At 61.4% G+C, this 23,403-nt stretch carries 18 protein-coding genes and 1 riboswitch; of the genes, 6 read left to right on the forward strand and 12 right to left on the reverse strand.

Annotated features, from left to right (window positions below):
* The 5 genes from WBR57_RS04610 to ahcY all read right to left on the reverse strand — a co-directional run.
* A partial coding sequence (locus WBR57_RS04610; RefSeq protein ID WP_424082550.1) for a DEAD/DEAH box helicase occupies positions 1–1,356 on the reverse strand: 1,356 nt, incomplete at its 3' end.
* A gap of 221 nt (positions 1,357–1,577) precedes the next feature.
* The gene (locus tag WBR57_RS04615) at positions 1,578–2,369 is read right to left on the reverse strand and encodes a substrate-binding periplasmic protein (RefSeq protein WP_424082552.1); all 792 of its coding nucleotides are present in this window, start codon (positions 2,367–2,369) and stop codon (positions 1,578–1,580) included.
* Positions 2,370–2,432: 63 nt separating this feature from the next.
* Positions 2,433–3,515 (reverse strand): hypothetical protein, encoded by a 1,083-nt coding sequence (locus WBR57_RS04620; protein ID WP_424082554.1) that lies wholly within the window; start codon positions 3,513–3,515, stop codon positions 2,433–2,435.
* Positions 3,516–3,598: 83 nt separating this feature from the next.
* Entirely contained in the window at positions 3,599–4,444 is an 846-nt protein-coding gene (metF, locus tag WBR57_RS04625; RefSeq protein ID WP_424082556.1) for a methylenetetrahydrofolate reductase [NAD(P)H], read from the reverse strand.
* Between the two features lie 176 nt (positions 4,445–4,620).
* Positions 4,621–6,030 (reverse strand): adenosylhomocysteinase, encoded by a 1,410-nt coding sequence (ahcY, locus tag WBR57_RS04630; RefSeq protein ID WP_424082558.1) that lies wholly within the window; start codon positions 6,028–6,030, stop codon positions 4,621–4,623.
* 21 nt (positions 6,031–6,051) lie between these two features.
* Positions 6,052–6,157: riboswitch (S-adenosyl-L-homocysteine riboswitch) on the reverse strand.
* A gap of 198 nt (positions 6,158–6,355) precedes the next feature.
* Between ahcY and WBR57_RS04635 the strand changes: the two genes are divergently transcribed.
* The 3 genes from WBR57_RS04635 (at position 6,356) to WBR57_RS04645 (ending at position 12,457) form a co-directional block, all read left to right on the forward strand.
* The gene (locus WBR57_RS04635; RefSeq protein WP_065925501.1) at positions 6,356–6,760 is read left to right on the forward strand and encodes an acyl-CoA thioesterase; all 405 of its coding nucleotides are present in this window, start codon (positions 6,356–6,358) and stop codon (positions 6,758–6,760) included.
* A gap of 76 nt (positions 6,761–6,836) precedes the next feature.
* Positions 6,837–7,721, forward strand: coding sequence for a formate/nitrite transporter family protein (locus WBR57_RS04640; RefSeq protein WP_424082560.1), 885 nt, complete (start codon positions 6,837–6,839; stop codon positions 7,719–7,721).
* A 128-nt stretch (positions 7,722–7,849) separates the two neighbouring features.
* Positions 7,850–12,457, forward strand: a complete 4,608-nt coding sequence (locus WBR57_RS04645; RefSeq protein WP_424082562.1) for a dermonecrotic toxin domain-containing protein — start codon at positions 7,850–7,852, stop codon at positions 12,455–12,457.
* Here the strand turns inward: WBR57_RS04645 and WBR57_RS04650 are convergent.
* On the reverse strand, positions 12,451–13,713 hold the full coding sequence (locus tag WBR57_RS04650; protein WP_424082564.1) for a cation:proton antiporter: 1,263 nt from the start codon (positions 13,711–13,713) through the stop codon (positions 12,451–12,453). The genes WBR57_RS04645 and WBR57_RS04650 overlap by 7 nt on opposite strands.
* 192 nt (positions 13,714–13,905) lie before the next feature.
* Here WBR57_RS04650 and WBR57_RS04655 point away from each other — a divergent pair, with 192 nt between their 5' ends.
* The gene (locus tag WBR57_RS04655; protein ID WP_424082566.1) at positions 13,906–14,292 is read left to right on the forward strand and encodes an MAPEG family protein; all 387 of its coding nucleotides are present in this window, start codon (positions 13,906–13,908) and stop codon (positions 14,290–14,292) included.
* A gap of 64 nt (positions 14,293–14,356) precedes the next feature.
* Here the strand turns inward: WBR57_RS04655 and WBR57_RS04660 are convergent, their stop codons facing one another.
* Positions 14,357–15,553 (reverse strand): murein transglycosylase A, encoded by a 1,197-nt coding sequence (locus WBR57_RS04660; protein ID WP_424082568.1) that lies wholly within the window; start codon positions 15,551–15,553, stop codon positions 14,357–14,359.
* A 128-nt stretch (positions 15,554–15,681) separates the two neighbouring features.
* On the opposite strand from WBR57_RS04660, the gene WBR57_RS04665 reads away from it, so the two are divergent.
* On the forward strand, positions 15,682–16,131 hold the full coding sequence (locus tag WBR57_RS04665; protein ID WP_424082570.1) for a c-type cytochrome: 450 nt from the start codon (positions 15,682–15,684) through the stop codon (positions 16,129–16,131).
* 6 nt (positions 16,132–16,137) lie between these two features.
* Here WBR57_RS04665 and WBR57_RS04670 read toward each other — a convergent pair whose 3' ends face one another.
* From WBR57_RS04670 to WBR57_RS04690, 5 genes are all read right to left on the reverse strand, one after another.
* Positions 16,138–16,533: a DUF1090 domain-containing protein gene (locus tag WBR57_RS04670; protein WP_424082572.1), complete on the reverse strand. Its 396-nt coding sequence runs from the start codon at positions 16,531–16,533 to the stop codon at positions 16,138–16,140.
* A 70-nt stretch (positions 16,534–16,603) separates the two neighbouring features.
* Positions 16,604–18,268 (reverse strand): NAD-dependent DNA ligase LigB, encoded by a 1,665-nt coding sequence (ligB, locus tag WBR57_RS04675; RefSeq protein ID WP_424082574.1) that lies wholly within the window; start codon positions 18,266–18,268, stop codon positions 16,604–16,606.
* A 96-nt stretch (positions 18,269–18,364) separates the two neighbouring features.
* A complete protein-coding gene (locus tag WBR57_RS04680) occupies positions 18,365–18,715 on the reverse strand; it encodes a hypothetical protein (RefSeq protein WP_424082576.1) in 351 nt (116 codons plus the stop codon).
* A gap of 219 nt (positions 18,716–18,934) precedes the next feature.
* A complete protein-coding gene (gene metK, locus WBR57_RS04685; protein WP_424082578.1) occupies positions 18,935–20,125 on the reverse strand; it encodes a methionine adenosyltransferase in 1,191 nt (396 codons plus the stop codon).
* An 18-nt stretch (positions 20,126–20,143) separates the two neighbouring features.
* Positions 20,144–21,139: an ArsR/SmtB family transcription factor gene (locus tag WBR57_RS04690; protein ID WP_424082580.1), complete on the reverse strand. Its 996-nt coding sequence runs from the start codon at positions 21,137–21,139 to the stop codon at positions 20,144–20,146.
* 237 nt (positions 21,140–21,376) lie between these two features.
* Between WBR57_RS04690 and tkt the strand changes: the two genes are divergently transcribed.
* A complete protein-coding gene (gene tkt / locus WBR57_RS04695; protein ID WP_424082582.1) occupies positions 21,377–23,374 on the forward strand; it encodes a transketolase in 1,998 nt (665 codons plus the stop codon).
* Positions 23,375–23,403 lie beyond the last annotated feature (29 nt).

Consider the following 23,403-nt stretch of genomic DNA (forward strand, 5'->3'; position numbering starts at 1 on the left):
GCCTTCACGGGGCTTTTGCTCGCGGGCTGGGCGTTCGCCGCGGCCGTTGGTTGGCGCTTTTTCCTTGCCGCCCTTGTCTTTGCCCTTGTCGCGACGACCACCGCCACCACCGCCGCCGTTCGGGCCATCGCCCTTCGGACCGCGTGGGTTGCGTGGGTTGCGCACGTCAGGGCGTTCACGCGCTTCTGGCTTCTCGGCCTCTACGGTGCTGGCATCGAAGCCCATCAGGTCGCCATCGGCGATTTTCTGCTTGGTCATGCGTTCGATGCTTTTCAGCAGTTTTTCTTCATCCGGTGCGACCAGGGAAATGGCCTCGCCCGAACGACCGGCACGGCCCGTACGGCCGATACGGTGCACGTAGTCTTCGTCGACGTTTGGCAGCTCGAAGTTGACCACGTGTGGCAGCTGGTCGATATCCAGGCCGCGCGCGGCGATATCGGTAGCAACCAGGATGCGCACTTCACCGGCCTTGAAGTCGGCCAGGGCTTTGGTGCGTGCGTTCTGGCTCTTGTTGCCGTGGATGGCAACGGCGGTGAGGCCGTGCTTGTCCAGGTACTCGGCCAGGCGGTTGGCGCCGTGCTTGGTGCGGGTAAATACCAGCACCTGTTCCCAGGCGCCGGCGGTAATCAGGTGCGCCAGCAGTGCACGCTTGTGGCTGGCGGGCAGACGGAATACCCGCTGCTCGATACGCTCGACCGTGGTGTTCGGCGGCGTGACTTCGATGCGCTCGGGGTTGTGCAACAACTTGCCCGCCAACGCGGTGATGTCGTTGGAAAACGTCGCCGAGAACAGCAGGTTCTGACGTTTGGCCGGCAGGCGCGCGAGGACTTTTTTCACGTCATGGACAAAGCCCATGTCGAGCATGCGGTCGGCTTCGTCGAGCACGAGGATTTCCACGTGGGACAAGTCGACGCTGCCTTGGCCGCAGAGGTCGAGCAAGCGACCCGGGCAGGCAACGAGCACGTCAACACCGCGGGACATGGCCTGAACCTGTGGGTTCATGCCGACGCCGCCGAAGATGCAGGCGCTGATGAACTTCAAGTCGCGGGCATACAGCTTGAAGCTGTCGTGCACCTGGGCGGCGAGTTCGCGGGTAGGGGTCAGGACCAATACGCGCGGTTGGCGCGGGCCGTGACGCTGGGATTTGTCCGGGTGACCGTTGGGGAACAACCGCTCCAGAATCGGGAGGGCGAAACCACCGGTTTTACCAGTACCTGTCTGAGCCGCAACCATCAGGTCGCGACCTTGCAACACGGCGGGAATGGCCCGCTGTTGCACCGGAGTAGGCTCGGTATAGCCCGCTGCCTCGATGGCGCGGACTAAAGCCTCGGAGAGACCGAGGGAAGCAAAGGACATGAGTAATCCTGTTTTAGTTAGGGCTTGGCCCAAAGGGATAATCTTGCCGGGCGTGAATGGCGCTTAGGGGAGCGCAACCCCGTCCGGTCCTGCTGCGTCTGGCGGGCACTCCACCGGCTCGCGCGGGCTGAAAGCTGCGCAGTAGCGGGGTTGGGTGCCTTTTTCAAGACCTCAGCGGCCGGGCGTGAGCCTGGCGGAAAGGCCGGAGTATAACAGAGCAATCACTGCGCGCTGCTTTCCTGCTGCTCAACGGTGCCTTCTGCGGCCGTAATGGCCTGGATTCCACCGTATTTGGCATTCAAGGCGGCGTACGCGGGCTCTTGTTTGAAGCGTTTGAGCTCGGCGGCAAAGCGCTGCACCAGCAAGTCCATGCCGGCGCCACGGCGCACCGCGAGGAACTGCGGCTGTCGGCTGACCACCACCGATGCCTGGCTGACTTTGCCTTCCAGGCCCATTTCCTTGATGACATGCTGGCCCACTCGGCGGTCGGTGATGACCAGATCGATGCGCCCCAGCATCAATTTGCCGAAGTTGGCCTCATGGCTGGGCGCCGCTTCGCGGTTGAACTGGGTTGAGTCGCTGAAGGGCTCGCCGTACAGGTAGCCCGGCGAGGTGCCGACGGTCAGGCCGCGCAGGTCGTCGAGACTGTCGGCCGGGTGCGGACGTGCGTTGGCGTAAAACAGGGTGAATTCCACTTCCGACAGCGGTTCGCTGGGATAGAGCAGCAAGGCGTCGCGCTCGTGGCTGTGGAAAATATCCAGCGCGCCGTCGGCCTGACCTTGGTCGAGCATCGCCAGGCAGCGCTTCCAGGGCAAAAACTGCCATTGCACTTCGACCCCCAGGCGCTGGAATACGATCACCGTGGTTTCATAGTCCAGCCCCTGCATGGCGCCGCGTTCCTCATACACATAGGGCGCCCAGGGCTCGGTGACAATGCGTAGTTTCTCGCCATAAGCGGCCAGGCTCAGGCAAGTGAAAAGGGCAGCGGTCAACAGCTTGAAGATGACGGGCATGCCCTGAGGTTACGACGCTCCTGCTTTAAAGAGAAGCTCTGGCGCAAGCATCCGCGCGTGACGCTACTTTGCGTTCGAGGTCATCAAGTGTTCGTAGATGGCCGCGCGTCGCTCGCCGAGAATCAGGCGCACCATGGGGTTGGCGAACCAGTGCTCGAGTTGGTGTGCATCCACCGGGCATTTCTGGCGCTCTTCCTGATTCTGCTTGGCTTTGTCCCACCAAACCGGGCCACATGCCTGGTCGAATTCGTTTTCGTGCTCGTAGCAACCGTACAGGATCTCGCGGATGAACTGCTGCTTGCGCTTGGGCAGGGCCAGGGTGATCAGTTTGTACATCAGGCGTTGCAGACGCGGCGGGCGTGGCAGGTGCGCGGAAACCTTACGCGTGTCGGCCAGGGCCAGGGCGCTGGTGGGGTCGGCTGCGTGCTTGGTGATCCACGCCTTGACCTTTGCCCGGAACAGCTGCTTGCGGCTCCAGTAATGGTGGATCAGGTCGGGGCACTGACGCACGTTGACGTTACGGTACGCCACGACTGACAGGCAGAACTCCTCCAGGGTGTAGGCGCCACGGGCCATCGGGAACAGTTCGTCCATCAACCCGATGGAGCGGTCCAGCAGGTGCGCATCTTGCCGGGCGAAGCCCATGACCCCGGAGTTGAGCAGCCACATAGGGTCATCGGCCAGGCCTTTTTCCGCCAGGTATTTGGCCAGGGTTTTATAGAGCACGCTTTCGCGGTTATCGCCGTACTTGGCGTGGAAGGCGTTGCACAGCACCGTGCCGGGCGTGACGCGTTCGAACAGTGCCATGGGCGAGTCGTGGAAGAACGTATCGGTGTCGATCAGCAGCGCGCGTTCCGAGGTTTGCAGCACTTGGCGCAACAGCACGTGTTTGGTGCGGAAATGGTAGCCGTGGGGTTCGCTCCATTGCTTGCGCGTGGCGGCGTCCAGCATGTGCACTTGCACCGGCAGGCCGGCGTAGGGCGCCGGGTTGTCGCTGTACACCTGGATGTCCAGCGGCAGGTCCTGGGTGCCGCCCAGGTGGGCCAGGGCACTGGCGATGCTGAATACCGCCTCCTGGTGGTAGGTCTCGGCGCCGAATACCAGGTAAACCAGTTGCGGGCGGGGAGTCGGGGACGCTGAAATCATTTACTGCTGGCTTCCATTTCCGGGATATGTGAACAAAAAAAGCCCCCGTATAAACGAGGGCCTGGGCGCTGCTCGAACAGACCTCAGCGCGGCAGCTTGAGGTTGTTCCAGATAGCGAGGCTCGGCTCAGCCTGGTTCAGGGTATAGAAGTGCAACCCGGGTGCGCCACCTTGCAACAATTCTTCACACATTTTGCTGATGACCTGCTCGCCGAACGCCTGGATGCTCTTCACGTCATCGCCATAGGCTTCCAGCTGCTTGCGCACCCAGCGTGGGATTTCAGCACCACAGGCGTCGGAAAAGCGCGCCAGCTTGCTGTAGTTGGTGATCGGCATGATGCCCGGCACGATCGGGATGTCCACACCCATGGCCCGTACACGCTCGACAAAGTAGAAGTAGCTGTCGGCGTTGAAGAAGTACTGGGTGATCGCGCTGTTGGCGCCGGCGTTGGCCTTGCGCACGAAATTCTGCAAATCGTCTTCGAAATTGCGCGCCTGGGGGTGCATTTCCGGGTAAGCCGCCACTTCGATATGGAAGTGATCGCCGCTTTCTTCACGGATGAAACTCACCAGGTCATTGGCGTAGCGCAGCTCACCGCTGGCCATGCCCATGCCGGACGGCAGGTCGCCACGCAGGGCGACGATGCGCTTGATACCGGCTCTCTTGTATTGGGTCAGCAGGCCGCGCAGGTCGGCTTTGCTGTCGCCCACGCACGACAAGTGCGGAGCGGCGGGAATTTTGACTTCGCTTTCCAGCTGCAGCACGGTGTTGATCGTGCGGTCACGGGTTGAGCCGCCGGCGCCGTAGGTGCAGGAAAAAAAGTCGGGGTTGTAGCTGGCCAACTGCTTGGCAGTCGCCATCAGTTTTTCATGCCCAGCATCGGTCTTGGTCGGGAAGAACTCGAAGCTGTAGCGACGGTCTTGGGACATGGTAATACCTATGGAAACTCAGAATACCTGAAGGCATACACAGTCAATGTGGGCACCAAGCTTATGTGGGAGCCGGGCTTGCCCGCGATGCAGACACTGCGGTATGCCAGGCATATCGCAGTGATGCTATCGCAGGCAAGCCAGCTCCCACACAAAGCTGGCGCCTACAGGGCTGCTTAGTAGCGGTAAGCGTGCGGCTTGAACGGACCTTCGACGGTCACGCCGATGTAGTCGGCCTGGGTCTTGGTCAGTTGAGTCACAACGCCGCCGAAGCCGCGGACCATTTCCAGGGCCACTTCTTCGTCGAGTTTCTTCGGCAATACTTCCACGGTCAGGCGCTCGGCTTTCTGGGCAGGCGACAGGTCGGCGTATTTCTGGCCGAACAGGAAGATCTGAGCCAGTACCTGGTTGGCGAACGAGCCATCCATGATACGGCTTGGGTGGCCAGTGGCGTTGCCCAGGTTGACCAGACGGCCTTCGGCCAGCAGGATCAGGTAGTCGTCGTTCTGCGGGTCGAAATCACCCGCGCCGGTACGGTGAACCTTGTGTACCTGTGGCTTCACTTCTTCCCATGCCCAGTTCTTGCGCATGAAAGCGGTGTCGATTTCGTTGTCGAAGTGGCCGATGTTGCACACCACGGCGCGCTTTTTCAGGGCCTTGAGCATGTTTGCATCGCACACGTTCACGTTACCGGTGGTGGTCACGATCAGGTCGATCTTGCCCAGCAGGGCCTTGTCGATGCTCGCTTCGGTGCCGTCGTTGTGGCCGTCGATGAACGGCGAAACCACTTCGAAACCGTCCATGCAGGCTTGCATGGCGCAGATCGGGTCAACTTCGGAGACTTTAACGATCATGCCTTCCTGACGCAGCGACTGGGACGAACCCTTGCCCACGTCACCGTAGCCGATCACCAGGGCTTGCTTGCCCGACAGCAGGTGGTCGGTGCCGCGCTTGATGGCATCGTTCAGGCTGTGACGGCAGCCGTACTTGTTGTCGTTCTTGCTCTTGGTCACCGAGTCGTTGACGTTGATGGCCGGGATTTTCAGCTCGCCCTTGGCCAGCATGTCCAGCAGGCGGTGTACGCCGGTGGTGGTTTCTTCGGTCACGCCGTGGACGCGGTCGAGGATTTGCGGGTATTTCTTGTGCAACAGCTCGGTCAGGTCGCCGCCGTCGTCGAGGATCATGTTGGCGTCCCATGGCTTGCCATCTTTGAGGATGGTTTGCTCCAGGCACCACTCGTACTCTTCTTCGGTCTCGCCTTTCCAGGCGTACACGGCGATGCCGGCAGCAGCGATAGCGGCGGCGGCCTGGTCTTGAGTCGAGAAAATGTTGCAGGACGACCAACGCACTTCGGCACCCAGGGCAACCAGGGTTTCGATCAGCACGGCAGTCTGGATGGTCATGTGGATGCAGCCGAGGATCTTCGCGCCTTTGAGCGGCTGCTCAGCGGCGTACTTGCGGCGCAGACCCATCAGGGCTGGCATTTCGGATTCGGCGATAAAGGTTTCGCGACGGCCCCAGGCGGCGAGGGACATGTCGGCGACTTTGTAGTCGGTGAAATCTGCAGGCGTAATTACAGCGCTCATGAAGAGCCTCCATTCGTAGTGTGCGAATGGGCGCCGTTGTGCGTTTAGTATCCGACCGGGTAAGCAGGCCAGACAACGCCCCATCCGAGCCTGACAGGTTGAACCTGCTGCAGCGCCCCTCGGACAGGTGGCGGGAGAACGGTATCAACTGAAGATGACCGTTTTGAAGCGGTGGCGATTATAGCTGTGTGCGCCCGACTTCCCAAGCCTTTCTGTCGGCCATATGAAGATCGCTCATGGGCTTGATAGGCAATGGCGCATAGAGCTTGGGCCCGTGCTCTGCCATGATGTTGCCCATCATTTCGCAAGACGCTTTGGAGTGACCATGAACTTCCACACCCGCAAATGGGTAAAACCCGAAGACCTCAACCCCAACGGCACCCTGTTCGGTGGCAGCCTGCTGCGCTGGATCGACGAAGAAGCGGCGATCTACGCGATCGTCCAGCTGGGCAACCAGCGCGTAGTGACCAAGTACATCTCCGAAATCAACTTCGTCAGCGCCTCGCGCCAGGGCGACATCATCGAGTTGGGCATCACCGCCACCGAGTTCGGCCGCACCTCGATCACCCTGACCTGTGAAGTGCGCAACAAGATCACCCGCAAAAGCATCCTGACCGTGGAAAAAATGGTCTTTGTCAACCTCGGCGAAGACGGCCTGCCGGCGCCGCACGGGCGTACCGAGATCAAGTACGTGAAAGATCAGTTCCAGGAAGACGGCATCCGCGAATAATCCTGCAGCGGGCCAGTGAACGCTCTTGATGGGCGACAGGTCGTACCTGAACAACACCCCCCGTTCAGGTACGCCCATGGCCACGCAAGAAGACGGCAAGACCCCCAACCTGTCGCAAGAAGAGCAACACGACGTCGACAAAAACCAGCCGCCCCGCGCGGCGGTGCTGCATGAAATCATCCGTACCCAGGGCGACCAGGAATTGGAACGCAACGTGGCGGCCTTGTGGTGGTCGGCGCTGGCTGCCGGCCTGACCATGGGCCTGTCACTGATGGGCATGGGCCTGCTCAACTCACGCCTGCCGGACGGCGAGGGCTTCAAGGTCATCGCCAGCTTCGGCTACTGCGCAGGCTTTCTCGCGGTCATCCTGGCGCGCCAGCAACTGTTCACGGAAAACACCCTGACCGCCGTGCTGCCGGTGATGAGCAAGCCGACCCTGGCCAATGCCGGGCGCCTGTTGCGCCTTTGGTCGGTGGTGCTGGTGGGCAACCTGTGCGGTACGTTGCTGGTGGCCTACGTGATGCTGCACCTGCCGATCTTTGATACGAAGACCGACATGGCCTTCCTCGAAATCGGTCGCAAGGTCATGGAAAACGACCCCGGTCAGATGTTTGCCAAGGGCATTATTTCCGGCTGGATGATCGCGACCATGGTGTGGATGATCCCGTCCATGGAAAGCGCGAAGATGTTCATCATCATCCTGATCACTTACCTGATGGCGCTGGGAGATTTCACCCACATCGTGGTCGGCTCGGCGGAAGTCTCGTACCTGGTGTTTGCCGGCGAACTGCCGTGGAAGGACTTCTGGCTGGTATTCGCCGGCCCGACCCTGGCAGGCAATATCATCGGCGGCAGTTTTATCTTCGCCCTGATCAGCCACGCGCAGATTCGCAGTGAAAGCAGTTTGCCGGGCAAGCCCGCCGACCCGCGCCACCCGCATTCGATTGACAAGAAGCCCTAGGCTCATTGACGAGGGTGGTATTCCTTTGCCGCCCTTGCCGACCGGCTCGCCCCCAGGCTGTGGGGGCGAGCTGACTGGCGCTGCAGCACTTCCCGCGTACAGGGCCGCGTCTTAACAAGGACGTGTTCATGACATCCCAGCTTTCTTCCCTCGGCGGCCTCGCTTCACTGCGGCGTACCGCGGTGGATATCCAGACACTATTCTCTTCGCGAACCGCCCTCCCGGTGATTGCCGCACGGGATTTGCAGCGAGCCTTGCGCGCACAGTTTCCGGAAGCGGTGGTAACCGACGCTACGCCGGTATTGCTGACACCGCGCTATCACTGCGTTGACCAGAACGTGGTGCAGGGCGTCAGCGATCGTTCAAGCTTGGTGGATCAACTGATCAAACGCTTCGTCGAAGATGCCTGGGTTGATTACACCCAAGGCCAGCTCCTGACGGAGCAGCCAGATGCCGGGCCGATCAAACCGTCGGGGATCAAGCTGCTCGACGCGCAAACAGCGGTCAATGAACGAGGTGCACAACTGTTGCAGACGTGCCGCCAAGCATTGATTGATGATTGGATCGCATTGACGGAAACCGCCAGCAACCGTTTCGAACTGCTCTCCGGCCTGCTTAAAGACGGCCTCAAGCGCCTTGCCGATCACACCTACATGACGACCGTGCAGCGCCAAATGATTGAGGACGTAGTGCTCGCCCCCGATAACAATTTGCGGACCACGATGACTCGCGCCTACCTCGTGGACCAGTGGGGGGTATCCGGCAGCCAGAAGCTGGAATTACTGCGCGGCATGGTCCTGGCTAACCCGCAGACAGCGGGCGACGCGCTACTGCTGTTCAGCCTCGGCAGGGGTATCGAAGTGTTCGATTCGCCTGCGGACCTGGGGGCGGGGCTGCGCAAGCGCCTTACCGGACTGGCGCCGGGGCAGGCCATGCAATGGCGACTGTATGAGCCGCGCTCGAACATGTTCGACCAACTTGCCCTGACATTCCTAATCAAGCAGCTGGACGATCTGCAGGTTGGCTTCGAGCGCGGGCGCGTCACGGCTTATTGGGGCGGCCCCATGCTGGCGTATATTCACTGGCTGGTGACCGGAGACTTCGACACGCTGCACCTGGACCCCGATAGTGAATTAAGCAAATTGTATGCGGCCCTGCCCACATGGCTGCAAAATGCCAGCCGTGAGACGTGCCAACTCTACAGCCAGTACCTGCAGGCGATGGGTTCGCTGTTTGGCCTGCCCACCTGGAAACCCTTTGACGAAGGAGTGCCCTCACTGCTGGACTACGCACGCCAGCAGGTGCTGGCTGCATACCCGCAGGCCAGCAGGGTCGACCCTGAAGATGTGATCATCACCGTGCATACTGTGCGTGGAGCTTCTGCGGCCGGGGGCTTTCCCGTAAAAACCATTACGACGTTGCTCAGGGTTGCCCTGGAGAATTTGCAAGCGTTGCCCGGAGATAGCATCAATGTCACGTTGCGCGATGGCAGCCGCGCACCCGCGTGGATGACAGGGGCGGCCATCAAGGCATTGGTCACCCAGGTGGATATCGGTCAGAACTACCCGAAACTGGCTGCCGTTAAACTCAAAGACACCCCGGCCGAGGTGCAATGGCGCAGCCGCCATTTTATCCAGCAATTGCGTTTGGAACTGCCGATGCTGGCGCTGGAATTCTACAGCCGTGGGCTGCATGGTTTCAGCCGCCTGGGCCATGCCACGGTGGCCGCAGTGTTAAAGGCCGCGCCCGCCGAACGCTACGTGGGGGCCGAGGCCATAGTGCTGCGGCCTTTGGCGTTCAAGGCCAGCGCAACGGCCACAGCGGACATTGTCATCAATATGTTTGTTTTCGGCCCAAAGCACATTGGCCGTGGCCCTGTAGTGCTCTATAGCCCGATGGGTGAGCCCAAGCTGCGAGAATTCGCGAGTCATCAGGCGTTGCTGGCCGCCATTGCCGAGGCCGGCGTTCTGCAACAGCAAGTATTGGCCTGGATGACGCCTGACGCACGCGCCACTTACCAGGGGCAGGGCTTCAATGCACCGCGCTTCAACTCCATTGACGGGTTGGCCCTGCTGATCGATGCCTTGACCAGCCTGCCGGCTGCCCTGGGGACTGATGAAATCAGTGACGATTACGCCGCGCATCTTTACGACAGTCAGGTCCGGGCAGTGCTGGAACAGGCGCAGGAACAGTCGGTATCGAACCAGGAAAACCTATGGGCGCGGCGCATGGAAGGGCTCTCCCTGGGGTTGAACAGCGTGATGCCGTTTGTCACCGGGCCTCTGGCCGTAGTGGGTTGGCTGCTGGTGGCCTGGGGTGTGCATGAGCAGATCGCGGCGTTGAGGTCTGGCGATCAGCAAGCGCGCGCACCGCTGCTTGCCGGGTTCTTCCTGAACATGGCGCTGGTGCTCATGCATTACTCCGCCGACCCCGTCAGCGCGGCAAGGCCCCCGGACGATGACGCTGAAGGACGGGCCCCCACGCCTGAGGCACCAGGCGCCAAGGTCGGTCCCGACAGCGCACTTGTGCCGCAGAGTTCAATCGTACAGTTGCCGAGCATGGAGGCCGGGCTGGATAAGGCCGTCACCGAACTGCCTGTCGAGTATTCCTGGACCACGTCCTCCGCGCGATTGACAGCATCTCTGCTTGCCGACCTCAAGACGTTTGCCGTAACCCGTCCGGCCGCCGCAAGCCGAGTCAAGGAGGGGGTTGGCGCTGGCCTTTATCAGCACAAGGACCGTTGGTATGCCGAAGTGGACGGTGATGAGTTCCTCGTGCAAGTTCAGCCACACGCGGCGCGGGTGGTCTCTGCCAGCGGACGTCTGGGGCCTTGGCTCAAGTCGGATGCCAGCGGGCGCTGGACGCTGGACCTTACGTTGCGCCTGCGCGGCGGGGCGCCCGGCGAGGCGCGGACGGCGGACACCGCGCACGCCTTGAGGCAGCGTTTCGATGCGCTCCATGATGAGTTCCGGGCCGCGCAACTCCCCGACCACGCTGAGATCGAGCGGGTTGGCAACGAAGGGGGCTTCGAAAAACGCCTGCTCGGTCTTGATCGTGAAAACCATAAAATCGCCGTGTACCGACAGCGCGTCAGTGTGCTGCTGGACCTGTTGCAGCAGCGCACGCGTGTTGAGGTAGTGGCCGAATATGCCTGGTTGCGCAGCCGTTTTCTGGCCAGCAAGGTGCGTGCCCTGCGCTTGCAGATTGGCGTGATGTCGGTGCGCCGTCGCACGCTTTATCAACAGGCGATGAGCGATCCTGCCCGGGTCTACACGCTCTCGTTGCAGGATGTGGCCCTTACGAAGCCAACGGCCACTTACAGGCTTTTGCTCTATCAGGTAGCCGGTGTGCATATGCGGGCGATCGTGCTGTGCCGCGAACAACTGGAAAGCTTTGAGGCGTTGTTGCAGGCGGTGGTCGCGGGCGATACTCAAACTGCAGTGCTGGACGTGCCTGAGTGGAGCGGGCAAGCGAAGTCTCTGGCCTGGAAGGAAGCCGGCTTGCGCCCCATGTTCCTGCGTTGCCTGAGGGAGCGGGCCAGGGCGCCCGGTATGGACGCCCTGTATATGTTGATCGACACCAACTTGCGTTGCCGGTTGAGACTGTCCAGTTATCGGCGTTTGTGTGAAGACGCGACTTTTGCCTCTGCTGTTCGTCTTCGCGTGCTCAATGAAGCGATTGATGAATTTGCATGGTTGGATACGCGCCTGCAGCAGGTGGCGACGATCCCTGCTGAATTTATCGATCTGATCACATTGGCGGAGCTTCGTGAATATCTGCGCAAGCTTCGCGTTGAGCTGATTCAGGACGCGCTGAAGTATTACGGGCAGCCTGGCAGCCAGGCGGGCGCGGCCTTGGGCAAGTCCCTGGCCGGCAGGCCGGTGAGGATGGTTCAGAGCAGCCGCTTTGGAACGTTGGTGGGCAGTCGGGGGGCGGACAATGATCACATAAACTTTGTCGATCCCTACACCGGACTGGTGTATGCCTCGTTTGAGAAAAGCCGCTTGGAAAATGACTGGCAGCATCTGGCGGTTGCTGGACCGAGCAGGCCCGCCCAATGGCAAACCCGTCACTACATCAATAGCCAGCGACTGATCCGCCAGGCGGAAAATATGCTGTTGCGCCTGCCAGCGCTGGAAGCCAACTCACGGCTGTCCAGTCGTGCGGTCCGTGGGGAGCTGGAGCAAATGGCAGAAACGCTTTTCGAGGATGTACGACTCACGACGGCGGAGCGGGAGCATGCTCTGGGTCGCGACCCGTTGCACGAGAGACTGGTCGAGATAATGAATGAGAAAGCGAATAACCTGATCGCCGTGGCGCGTCAGGCTCAACAGCGCATGATCCTGGCGCGGGCACCTGATGTGATGGGCGTAGAGGACTTGGTCGCCGAAGGCGTTGTCGAGATTAAAGAGGTGCCGGGCACTCATCGGTCGCCGGGCTCCGGCACGCCGCCGTTGTTTCGCAGTTTCTATATCCAGAAGGTCAGGGCCGATTCAGCGCAGGCTCCGGAGATACTTTGGTTCGCCCATTTTCACTACGCGCCTGGGCAAACCGACGCACTGAGTTTCACGTCGGCGCATCTGAAACCCTATGACTCGCCTTATGAGAGCTTCGGCCATCAACTACGGACGGCTCGGGGCGATAACGAGCGACTGTTGAAGGTGTACCGAGCCACCATTGACCGGGCGGCGGCTCAGAGATTGTTTTTCAACGATCAGACTGTCGCTGCTCAGTGAGCCGGTTCGCGGGCGGGCAAAGGTTCATCGCGGGTCACATGCTTGACCAGCCTGCCAATGCTCAGGCCCTGCAGAAGGATTGACGACAGCACCACGATATAGGTGATGCTCAGCAACAGGTCACGCTCCGGGCCCAACGGCAAGGCCAGGGCCAGGGCGACCGATACCCCGCCGCGCAAACCGCCCCAGGTCAGGATGCGGATAGTGCCGCGCGGCACGCTGCGCCAGCGCCGCAGCAACAGGATCGCCGGGGCCACGGTCAGCAAACGTGACAGCAATATCGCCACCGCCAGCAAACTGGCTGCGAACACATGCAGCCAGTTGAACGGCAACAGCAGCAGTTCCATGCCGATCAGCGCGAACAGCAGGGCGTTGAGCATGTCATCGAGCAATTCCCAGAAGCCGTCCAGGTAGCGACGGGTCATGTCGTTCATCGCCAGCTTGCGCCCCAGGTTGCCGATGATCAGCCCGGCCACCACCATCGCAATCGGCGCGGACACGTGCAGTTCAGTGGCCATCGCCGAGCCGCCGATGACCAGTGCCAAAGTCAGCATCACTTCGATCTGATGCTGCTCGATGCTCTTGATCATCAGGTACACCAGGTAGCCGATCAATGCGCCGAACACCACGCCGCCAATGGCTTCATGGGCGAACAGCATGGCGGTGGCCCCAACGGTGGGCGTTTCACCCAACTGTGCGATGCCCAGCAACACGGTAAACACCACCACTGCCGTGCCGTCGTTGAACAGCGATTCGCCGACGATCGTGGTTTTCAGCGGTTTGGAAGCGTTGGCCGTGCGCAGCACGCCGAGTACCGCAATCGGGTCAGTGGGCGAAATCAGCGCGCCGAACAACAGGCAGTAGAGGAAGCTCACGTGCCAGCCAAACAGGGCAAAGATGTAGTACGCCAGGCTGCCGATCACTACGGTGGCAATCAACACGCCAAAGGTTGCCAGCAGGCCGATGGGCCAGCGGTAGCTGCGCAGGTCGTTGAGGTTGACGTGTAACGCGCCGGCGAACAGCAGGAACGAGAGCATCCAGTTCATCAGCAAGTCGCCGAAGTCGATCTGGCCGATCAGTTGCTGGATACGCTCTTCGAGGCCAGGGTAACCGAGCACGCTCAAGCCTTGCAGGATCAGCGAAAACAGCAGCGCCGTGACCATCACGCCGATGGTGGGCGGCAGGCCGATAAAACGGAAATTCACATAAGTGAGCAGGGTGGTGAGGCAGATGAAGGCGGCGACAAGTTCAAGCATCCGGGGTCCTTGGAAGTTGGGGGAGGGTGGTTAGTGGAGGGATGGACCGCAGTGACGGCGTGATGTTGCAAGGCGCGATAGAACCTTTCGGCACGCGGCATGCTCATAGCCGTGAGTGCGGCTTGGTATCTTTAGTGCTAAAACTCTAATTTCTGCTTCAAACTAAAAAGCAAACGACAAAAGGAATCAGTGATGACGGCGGCCTTCTGGTGTGTATTGATCGCAATTTTTCTGCCTTACCTGTGCACGGGGGTCGCCAAGTTCAGCGGCGGTAAATTCGGGCCGCGGCAGAACCACGATCCACGAGCCTTCCTGGACACCCTTGACGGGTTTGCCAAACGGGCGCACAGCGCACAGCTCAACAGCTTTGAAGTGACCCCGGCATTTGCCGCGGCGGTGATTATTGCGCACCTGGCCGGTACGGCCTCGCTGGTGACCATCAACGTGCTGGCCGTGTTGTTTATCACCAGTCGCCTGCTGTACATCATTTGCTACCTGGCCGACTGGGCGATGCTGCGCTCGCTGGTGTGGGCGGTGGGCATGGCGTTGATTGCCAGCTTCTTCTTTGTCTCGATCTAACGTTTGCCGCAAATCCCCTGTGGGAGCGAGCAAGCCCGCTCCTACATTTGATCTCTGGCGTCTGTCAGGTCCCGGTAGGCACATCCGGCACGTGCGGCAATGCTGCGCCTTTAGGCCATAACATCCAGATCTGCCCTTGCTGTTTCATGTTTCCGGCCAATTCACCGGCCGCATCGCCCGTGCCCCAGAACAAGTCCGCCCGCACTTCACCGGTGATGGCACCGCCGGTGTCCTGCGCCGCCACCGGCCGGGCAATGGGCGAGCCATCCGGCTTGGTGGTAGACAGCCACAACAGGCTGCCCAGCGGAATCACCTTGCGGTCCACCGCCACGCTGTAGCCGGCGGTCAGTGGCACGTTCAGCGAACCGCGCGGGCCTTCATTGCTGTCGGGGCGGGCGCTGAAAAACACATAGCTGGGGTTGCTCGCCAGCAGTTCCGGGATGCGCTGCGGGTTGGCCTTGGCCCAGGCGCTGATCGCGCCCATGGTCACGTCTTCCTTCTTCAGCTCGCCTTGCTCCACCAGCCAGCGGCCGATGGGACGATAAGGGTAGCCATTCTGGTCCCCATAGCCGACACGCAGTTGGCGGCCACCGGCCAGTTGAATCCGCCCTGAACCCTGGATCTGCAGGAACTGCAGGTCCATCGGGTTGGTCAGCCAGGCAATCGGCTTGGCGGTGGAGCCCTTGCCGTTGATGGTGCTGGCGTCGTCATACGGCTTGAGCACTCGACCTTCCAGGCGACCGCGCAGGCGCTTGCCCTTGAGTTCGGGGTAGATGCTTTCCAGGTTGACGATAATCATGTCATCCGGGACGCCGTACACCGGCACATTGGCCTTGGCGGTTTTGGTCAGGCTGCCGGGGTAGACCGGTTCGTAGTAGCCGGTGATCAAGCCGTTGGGGGTGTCGTCGGCCGAGCGTAGGCCGAACACATCCAGGCGTTCCTTGAGAAACCCGCGCACCGCTACTGGATTGCCCGGCACCGTGGCGGCCGCCGCACAGGTCGCACCCCATACCGGGTCGGCCTTGAGGCGCAGGCAGGCGCTGCGCCAGGATTCAAACCCGGCCAGCAGGTCGCTGTCGGACACGGCCGGCAAGGCTTCCCACGGCGCACTCACATAGGTGGCGACGGCGTGGGGTTTGGCGGGCTCGGGTGGGGACGACACTTTGCCGGCATCTTTGCTACCGTCGCAACCGGCGAGCAGCGCAAGCATTGGCAGAGCCCACGCCAGGCGGCGGCTCCAGGGTCTAACTAAGCTTTTCATACACATCATTCCTGAAGCGATTGCCCGCACTTCAATGCTTTCGGGCAACCCTTATTATTAATAGGGGTATTGGTCTTTGCGCGCGGGGCGAGGATACTGGCCGCCGTTTCCCGTGACCCCGAGCCACCATGACTTTTAAAAAACTGACGGTTGTATTGCTGGCCTGTCTGAGCCTGTCCGCCTGTGGCGGTGTCGATCCGAATTCCCCGCTGGGCCAGCGCAAGGCGATTTTCAAGCAGATGCTCAAGACCGGCGAAGACCTGGGTGGCATGCTGCGTGGGCGCATCCCGTTCGACGGTGCGAAGTTCGCTGAAGGCGCGGCCAAGCTGGATGCGCTGTCCCATGAGCCGTGGAAGCATTTCCCGAGTGTGCGCGAAGAAGATCACACCAGCGCCAAGGACGATGTCTGGCAACAACAGGCACGCTTCCAGGCACTGGCGCGCAACCTGGAGACGGCCACCGGTGAATTGGTGGTCGCCAGCCAGGTCCAGCCTTACAAAGCCAGTAACCTGGGGCCTGCGGTGCAGAAAGTCGAAGATGCCTGCAGCGCCTGCCATAAGCAATTTCGCGACCACTGACCGAGCTTACTGGTCAAGTTCTTCCACAGCGTCCTGCAGTTCTTTGCGCGACTGGGCGAGCTTGTCCTTGCGCTTGTTGATCTTGTCGGCGTCGCCCTTTTTCATCGCCTTGTCGAGGTCGGCCTGACGGCGGCTGACTTCGTGCTTGGCGTCGAGCACCTTGTTTTCGCGCTCCTTCTTCAACGCCGCGTCGGTGCAGTTGGCGGTGACTTCGCTGAGGGCTTTTTCCAGGCCGGCCTGTTGCGCGCTGTTGCCATGGGCCTTGGCCTGGTCGATCTGGGTGCTGATGGCCTGGCGCTTGGCGGCGCAGCCGGTGAGTGGCGGGGCGTCTTCGGCGGCCAGCAACGGCGTGGCCATGAAGGTTGCGACAGTCAGCAAGGCAAAGGGGGCAAGAAATTTCATAAACAGCTCCAAGGTCGCAATCGGATGGCAGGGTGAATTCTGCCGCGGTTCAAAAGTGCTAGGGCCGGGTTCAAAAACCGTCTATCCCGGCCACATGCAGTGCTTCAGCCAAGGCCTTTATGTAAGGGTCGCGAAAAAAAGCGCTGAGTTGCGCCGCGCGGCCCGGGCCGATACCGTCGATGGCCAGCCAGGCTTGGGTGTCTTTGGCGGCCAGCGTCTGCCAGTCGCCTTCCAGCTCGTTACGCGCCGCAGGCGGTATGCCCAGAGCCTTGAGCCACTGAGCAAAGGGTCGTTGCCGTGCGCTGCGAAGGCTATCGAGCACACGCGCACGCTTGCGCTCGCCGAAGCCTTCAATGTTAGCAAGCTCTGCCGCATCCAGGGTCAACCAATCGAGAAAGCCTGCGATTAGACCGGCCTGGATCATTACGTTCCAAGTCTCTCGCCCGATATGCGGCAAGGCCAGCCCTTGTTTGCCGCTGAGCCAGGTGAGGCGTGCGAGCAGTTGTTCCTCGCAGCCTGGGTCCAGTTGCCAGCAACTCATCGCATGGAAGTCCAAGGGGTTAGGGACTTGCAGGTCTGCTCTTGCACGGGTGCGCAAGATGACCTGGTCCAGATGCGGGATTACCTGGCCTGCCAGGCTGATGGACACCTGGTCGCCAGGGCGGATATCCAACGATTGCCAACGCTTCAACGAGCCAACGCTGACCCGGCTGATCTGCCGATCGTCCAGGCGCACCGGCTCCAGTTCCAGCATTGGAGTGATGCGCCCGGTACGCCCGATGTTGAAGTGCACGTGGCGCACCAGCGCCAGAGCTTCTGCCGCCGGGTACTTCCAGGCGACCGCCCAGTAGGGTGTGCTGACCTGCCAGCGCATCGCGGGTGCGCGCTGGGCCTGGTGCAGCACCACGCCGTCGCTGGCGAACGGCAGCGGATGGTTATACCAATGGGTGCGCCAGCGGGCAGCCTGGGTGATGTCTTGAATCGGCTGGCTGTAGCGCTGGCTGTCGGTGAAGCCCCAGCGTGCCAGGCTGGCCAGGCGCTCGGTGAAAGACGCGGGGCCCTCGGGCCAGGCCCAGACGAACAAGCCGATCCCCGCCGCTTCCGTCTCGCTCAAGTGTTTGCGGTTCATCAGCCCGGCCACCTTGCCGCGCGCATTGAGCCCGCCGCGTGCCGATTGCACGTGCTCGTCGAGGCGCCAATAGAGCTCGCCCTGCAGCACCAGGTCGACAGGTTCCGGCAACTGCTGGACGATGCCGGGTAGCTTGCGCGCAGAGGCTGACCAATCCTGGCCGAGCACGCCATCGCCACGGCTGATGACTTGGCTCAACTGGCCTCGGCGATACACCAGGGTCACGGCCACGCCGTCGACCTTGGGTTGAATCCACACATCCTGGCGGCTGCCGATCCAGGCGCTGACGGCTGGCTCATCCCGCAGTTTTTGCAGGCCGGTATGGGCGATTGGGTGGGGCAGGGGGCCGCGCGCACTGGCCAGTGGGTTGCCAGGCGCCGCAGCGGGATGGGGAAAACATTTGCGCCAATGCTCAAGACGCTGGCGGGCCTGGTCGTAGAGGTCATCGCTGACCGGCGACTGGCCGAGCCGGTGGTAGCTGTCGTCCCAATGGCGCACCTGCTCTGCCAGGGCGTCGACCTGTGTTCGGGCTGCGTCGGGGCAATCTTCGGCCCAGGCCCAAAGTGGCAGGGCGCTGAACAGCAGGGCAATAAGCAAACGCATCATGAGCATCCTTGCTCCGAATAGGGTGCCCAGCCTAAAGGATTCATTCGCCCGCAAAAAAGCCCCGACACTGCGGGGCTTTTTACTGGGTGTTTCTATTTACTTGAACAGGCCACCCAGAGCTTTCACGGCGTCAGGCTTATCGGCCTTGGCCTCTTGGGTTTGCTGCTTGGCGTCGGCTTTGGCTTGGGCGTCAGCCAGTTTGTTACAGCCTTTGTTGACCTGGTCTTGTGCGGCTTTGAAGGCCTTCACTTTCAGCGTGTCCTTCTGGGCTTCGGCGGCATCGATTTTGATTTGCAGGTCCGCGGCTTGCTTTTGGCAGTCGCCGGCATTGCCGCCACCCAGTTGGGAGGTCAGGGCGCCACTCAGTGCGCTCAGGTCGGCGGATTGGGCCGGCAGGGCGAACAGGCTGAGCAGAAGGGCGGCAGGGGCGAGCGTGGAAAAACGCATGAAAAACCTCAATGTTCGATTGCCTTCGCGCGTATCGATCTCGGGCTGGCGCAGGGCAATATCCAAATAAGGTAGAGGGCCCGAGAGGGCGCGGATTCTAGTGGGCCATTATTTGGCCTGCAAGTATTGGATCCAAAAATTGTGAGCGCCGCCGCGAATCGCCGGGCAATAAAAAGCCCCGCCGGGAAAACCCGGCAGGGCCTTGTGTACCGTGGGCGTTTACAGGCCTGCAGCAGTGCGCAGGTCGTTGGCGCGATCGGTCTTTTCCCAGGTGAAGGTGGTGAAGGTGTCGCCGCCGACAGTCTTCTGCGCAGGGGTACGGCCGAAGTGGCCGTAGGCTGCGGTTTCCTGGTACATCGGGTGCAGCAGGTCGAGCATGGTAGTGATGGCGTAAGGGCGCAGGTCGAAGATCTCGCGCACCAGCTTGACGATCTTGTCATCGCTGATCTTGCCGGTGCCGAAGGTATTCAGCGAGATCGACGTAGGCTGGGCTACACCAATGGCGTAGGACACCTGAATCTCGCAACGCTCGGCCAGGCCGGCCGCGACGATGTTCTTGGCCACGTAGCGACCGGCGTAGGCGGCGGAACGGTCAACTTTGGACGGGTCTTTACCCGAGAACGCGCCACCGCCGTGACGGGCCATGCCGCCGTAGCTGTCGACGATGATCTTGCGACCGGTCAGGCCGCAGTCGCCCACTGGGCCACCGATGATGAACTGGCCAGTCGGGTTGATGTGGAACTGGGTGTCCTTGGACAGCAGTTCGGCAGGCAGCACGTGCTTGACGATCAGCTCCATCACGCCTTCGCGCAGGTCGGCGTAGGACACGTCCGGGTTGTGCTGGGTCGACAGTACAACGGCGTCGATACCCACGACTTTGCCGCCTTCGTAACGGCAGGTCACCTGGGACTTGGCGTCCGGGCGCAGCCAAGGCAGCAGGCCGGTTTTGCGGGCTTCGGCCTGGCGCTGCACCAACTGGTGCGAGAAGGTGATCGGTGCCGGCATCAGCACGTCGGTTTCGTTGCTGGCGTAGCCGAACATCAGGCCCTGGTCGCCGGCGCCCTGATCTTCAGGCTTGGCGCGGTCGACACCCTGGTTGATGTCGGGGGACTGCTTGCCGATGATGTTCATCACGCCGCAGGTCGCGCCGTCGAAACCGACGTCCGAGCTGTTGTAGCCGATGTCGGTGATCACGTCACGGACGATCTGTTCCAGGTCGACCCAGGCCGTGGTGGTGACTTCGCCGGCGATGATCGCTACACCGGTTTTCACCAGAGTCTCGCACGCCACACGGGCGAACTTGTCTTCAGCAATGATAGCGTCCAGCACCGCGTCAGAGATCTGGTCGGCGATTTTGTCCGGATGCCCTTCAGACACGGACTCGGAGGTGAAAAGGGAGTATTCGCTCATCTCGATGTTTTCCTGATTTTACCGATGGTGAGTGTCGCCAGCCGGCCGCTGAAAATGGCGGACCTGGATCTGGAAACCATTACGTAAACCTACATAGAGGCTTTCCCCGGGAACGAGTCCCGCAGCGGTGGCCCAACGGGCCAGATCGTCCTGTTCAAAACCCAACCAGAGATCACCGCAGGCCTCCCTGGCCCAATTCTGGTTGTGGCTGCATAAATCTGTGACCAGCAGGCTACCGCCGGGTTGCAGCAACTTCGCCATCTGCTTGAGGGCGTCGGCGGGGGCGGCGAAATGGTGCAGCACCATATTCAGCACCACGCAGTCGGCTTGCAGACTGTTGTGATTAAGCGCGTCCGCCAACTGCAGGCGGACGTTGCCCAGTGCTTCACGCTCGCAAAGCTGGCGCGCCAGTTCGAGCATCGCCGGGCTGTTGTCCAGCGCGGTGACCTGATGAAAACGCCGTGCCAGTTCCGGCAGAAAACCGCCATCCCCTGGGCCGACTTCGACAGCCGTGGCTGTATTACTGAAGCTCAGCTTGTCGAGCAGCGCCAGTACGCTGTCGCGGTATTGGGGCAGGCCGGCGATCAGGTCCTGCTGGGCGCGAAACTTCTCGGCAACCCGTGCGAAAAAGTCCTGGCTGGCTGCAGCGCGTTGCCCATGGACCTGGCCGATACGCGACTGCACGTCGCCGGGCAGGTCGAGGTTGTCGACTTCTTCAAGCAGGGCGGTGTGCAGCTTGCCGCCCAGCAGTTCGGTGTGGGGCAAGGCGCGCCGGTAAAAAATCGCGTTGCCTTCGCGGCGGGTGGCCACCAGGTCGGCCTGGGCCAGGACCTTCAGGTGATGGCTCATGCCGGACTGGCCGATGGCGAAGATCTGCGCCAGTTCCAATACGCCAAAGGAGTCGTTGGCCAATGCGCGCAATACGTTCAGGCGCAACGGGTCACCAGCGGCCTTGCACAAGGCGGCCAGCTCATCGTCGTCGTCGGGACGCAGGGTGGGCATGGGTAAGTTCATAAGGCCAGCAGTCTAGTGACGGGTTGAAGCGCCCGCAAGGCCAATATCAAAAAGTTTTGATATTGGTCGATAATCGGTGGTTATAAGCAGCCGCTATAACCTTTAGACGCGCCAACCCGCTCAAACCACAGGAAAAACACCCTCAAGTCACTATCTGTCATTGCCCGCAGGCGGTGGCTGAGGGAAAATGCCGGTCCTTTTTTCCGTTTCTTTTAAGCAAACTCCAGGAGATCAGCGATGCCCAGCCGTCGTGAGCGTGCCAACGCCATTCGTGCCCTCAGCATGGATGCCGTGCAAAAAGCCAACAGCGGCCATCCCGGTGCCCCGATGGGCATGGCGGATATCGCCGAGGTACTTTGGCGTGACTACCTGAAACACAACCCGAGCAACCCGTCGTTCGCCGACCGTGACCGCTTCGTGCTGTCCAACGGCCACGGCTCGATGCTGATCTATTCGCTGCTGCACCTGACCGGCTACGACGTCACCATCGATGACCTCAAGAGCTTCCGCCAGCTGCACAGCCGCACCCCGGGCCACCCGGAATTCGGCTACACCCCAGGCGTCGAGACCACCACCGGTCCCCTGGGCCAAGGCCTGGCCAACGCCGTGGGCTTCGCCCTGGCAGAAAAAGTCCTCGGCGCGCAATTCAACCGCCCTGGCCACAACATCGTCGACCATCACACCTATGTGTTCCTGGGTGATGGCTGCATGATGGAAGGCATTTCCCACGAAGTCGCCTCCCTGGCCGGCACCCTGGGCCTGGGCAAGCTGATTGCTTTCTACGATGACAACGGCATCTCCATTGATGGCGAAGTCGAAGGCTGGTTCACCGACGACACCCCGAAGCGTTTCGAAGCCTACAACTGGCAGGTGATCCGCAACGTCGACGGCCACGATCCGGAAGAGATCAAGACCGCCATCGACACCGCGCGCAAGAGCGAGCAGCCAACCCTGATCTGCTGCAAGACCACCATCGGCTTCGGTTCGCCGAACAAGCAAGGTAAAGAAGACTGCCACGGCGCCCCACTGGGGGACGCGGAAATCGCCTTGACCCGCGAAGCGCTGAAGTGGACCCACGGCCCGTTCGAAATTCCGGCTGACATCTACGCCGAGTGGAACGCCAAGGAAAAAGGCCTGGCCGCCGAAGCCGAGTGGGACCAGCGTTTTGCCGCCTACTCCGCCGAATTCCCGGAGCTGGCCAACGAACTGGTGCGCCGCCTGGCCGGTGACCTGCCTGCCGACTTCTCGGAAAAAGCCTCGGCCTACATCGCCGAAGTCGCGGCCAAGGGCGAGACCATCGCCAGCCGTAAAGCCAGCCAGAACACCTTGAACGCCTTCGGCCCGCTGCTGCCTGAGATCCTTGGCGGCTCGGCTGACCTGGCCGGTTCCAACCTGACCCTGTGGAAAGGCTGCAAAGGTGTCTCGGCTGAAGACGCCAGCGGCAACTACATGTACTACGGCGTGCGTGAGTTCGGCATGAGCGCCATCATGAACGGCGTGTCCCTGCACGGCGGCCTGGTGCCTTACGGCGCGACCTTCCTGATGTTCATGGAATACGCCCGCAACGCCGTGCGCATGGCTGCGCTGATGAAGAAGCGCGTTATCCACGTGTACACCCACGACTCCATCGGCCTGGGCGAAGACGGCCCGACGCACCAGCCGGTCGAGCAATTGACCAGCCTGCGCACCACGCCGAACCTGGATTGCTGGCGCCCAGCCGACGCGGTCGAATCCGCCGTGGCCTGGAAGCACGCGATCGAGCGCAAGGACGGCCCTTCGGCGCTGATCTTCTCGCGCCAGAACCTGCAGCACCAGGTGCGTACCGACGCACAGATCGCTGCGATCAGCCGTGGCGGCTACGTGCTCAAGGATTGCATCGGCGAGCCGGAGCTGATTCTGATCTCCACCGGTTCCGAAGTGGGCCTGACCGTTCAGGCCTACGACAAGCTGACCGAGCAGGGCCGCAACGTGCGCGTTGTGTCCATGCCGTGCACCAGCCTGTTCGAAGCCCAGGACGCGGACTACAAGCAATCGGTGCTGCCGTTGCAGGTCAGCGCGCGTATCGCTATTGAAGCGGCGCACGCCGACTACTGGTACAAGTACGTGGGCCTGGAAGGCCGCGTGATCGGCATGACCACCTACGGTGAGTCGGCGCCGGCGCCGGCGCTGTTCGAAGAGTTCGGTTTCACCCTGGAAAACATCCTGGGTCAGGCTGAAGAGCTGCTGGAAGACTAAGGCTGTAGATTGAGGTGGCTGTGCTGGCC

It is taken from the genome of Pseudomonas sp. (assembly GCF_049590575.1).
Lineage (GTDB): Bacteria > Pseudomonadota > Gammaproteobacteria > Pseudomonadales > Pseudomonadaceae > Aquipseudomonas.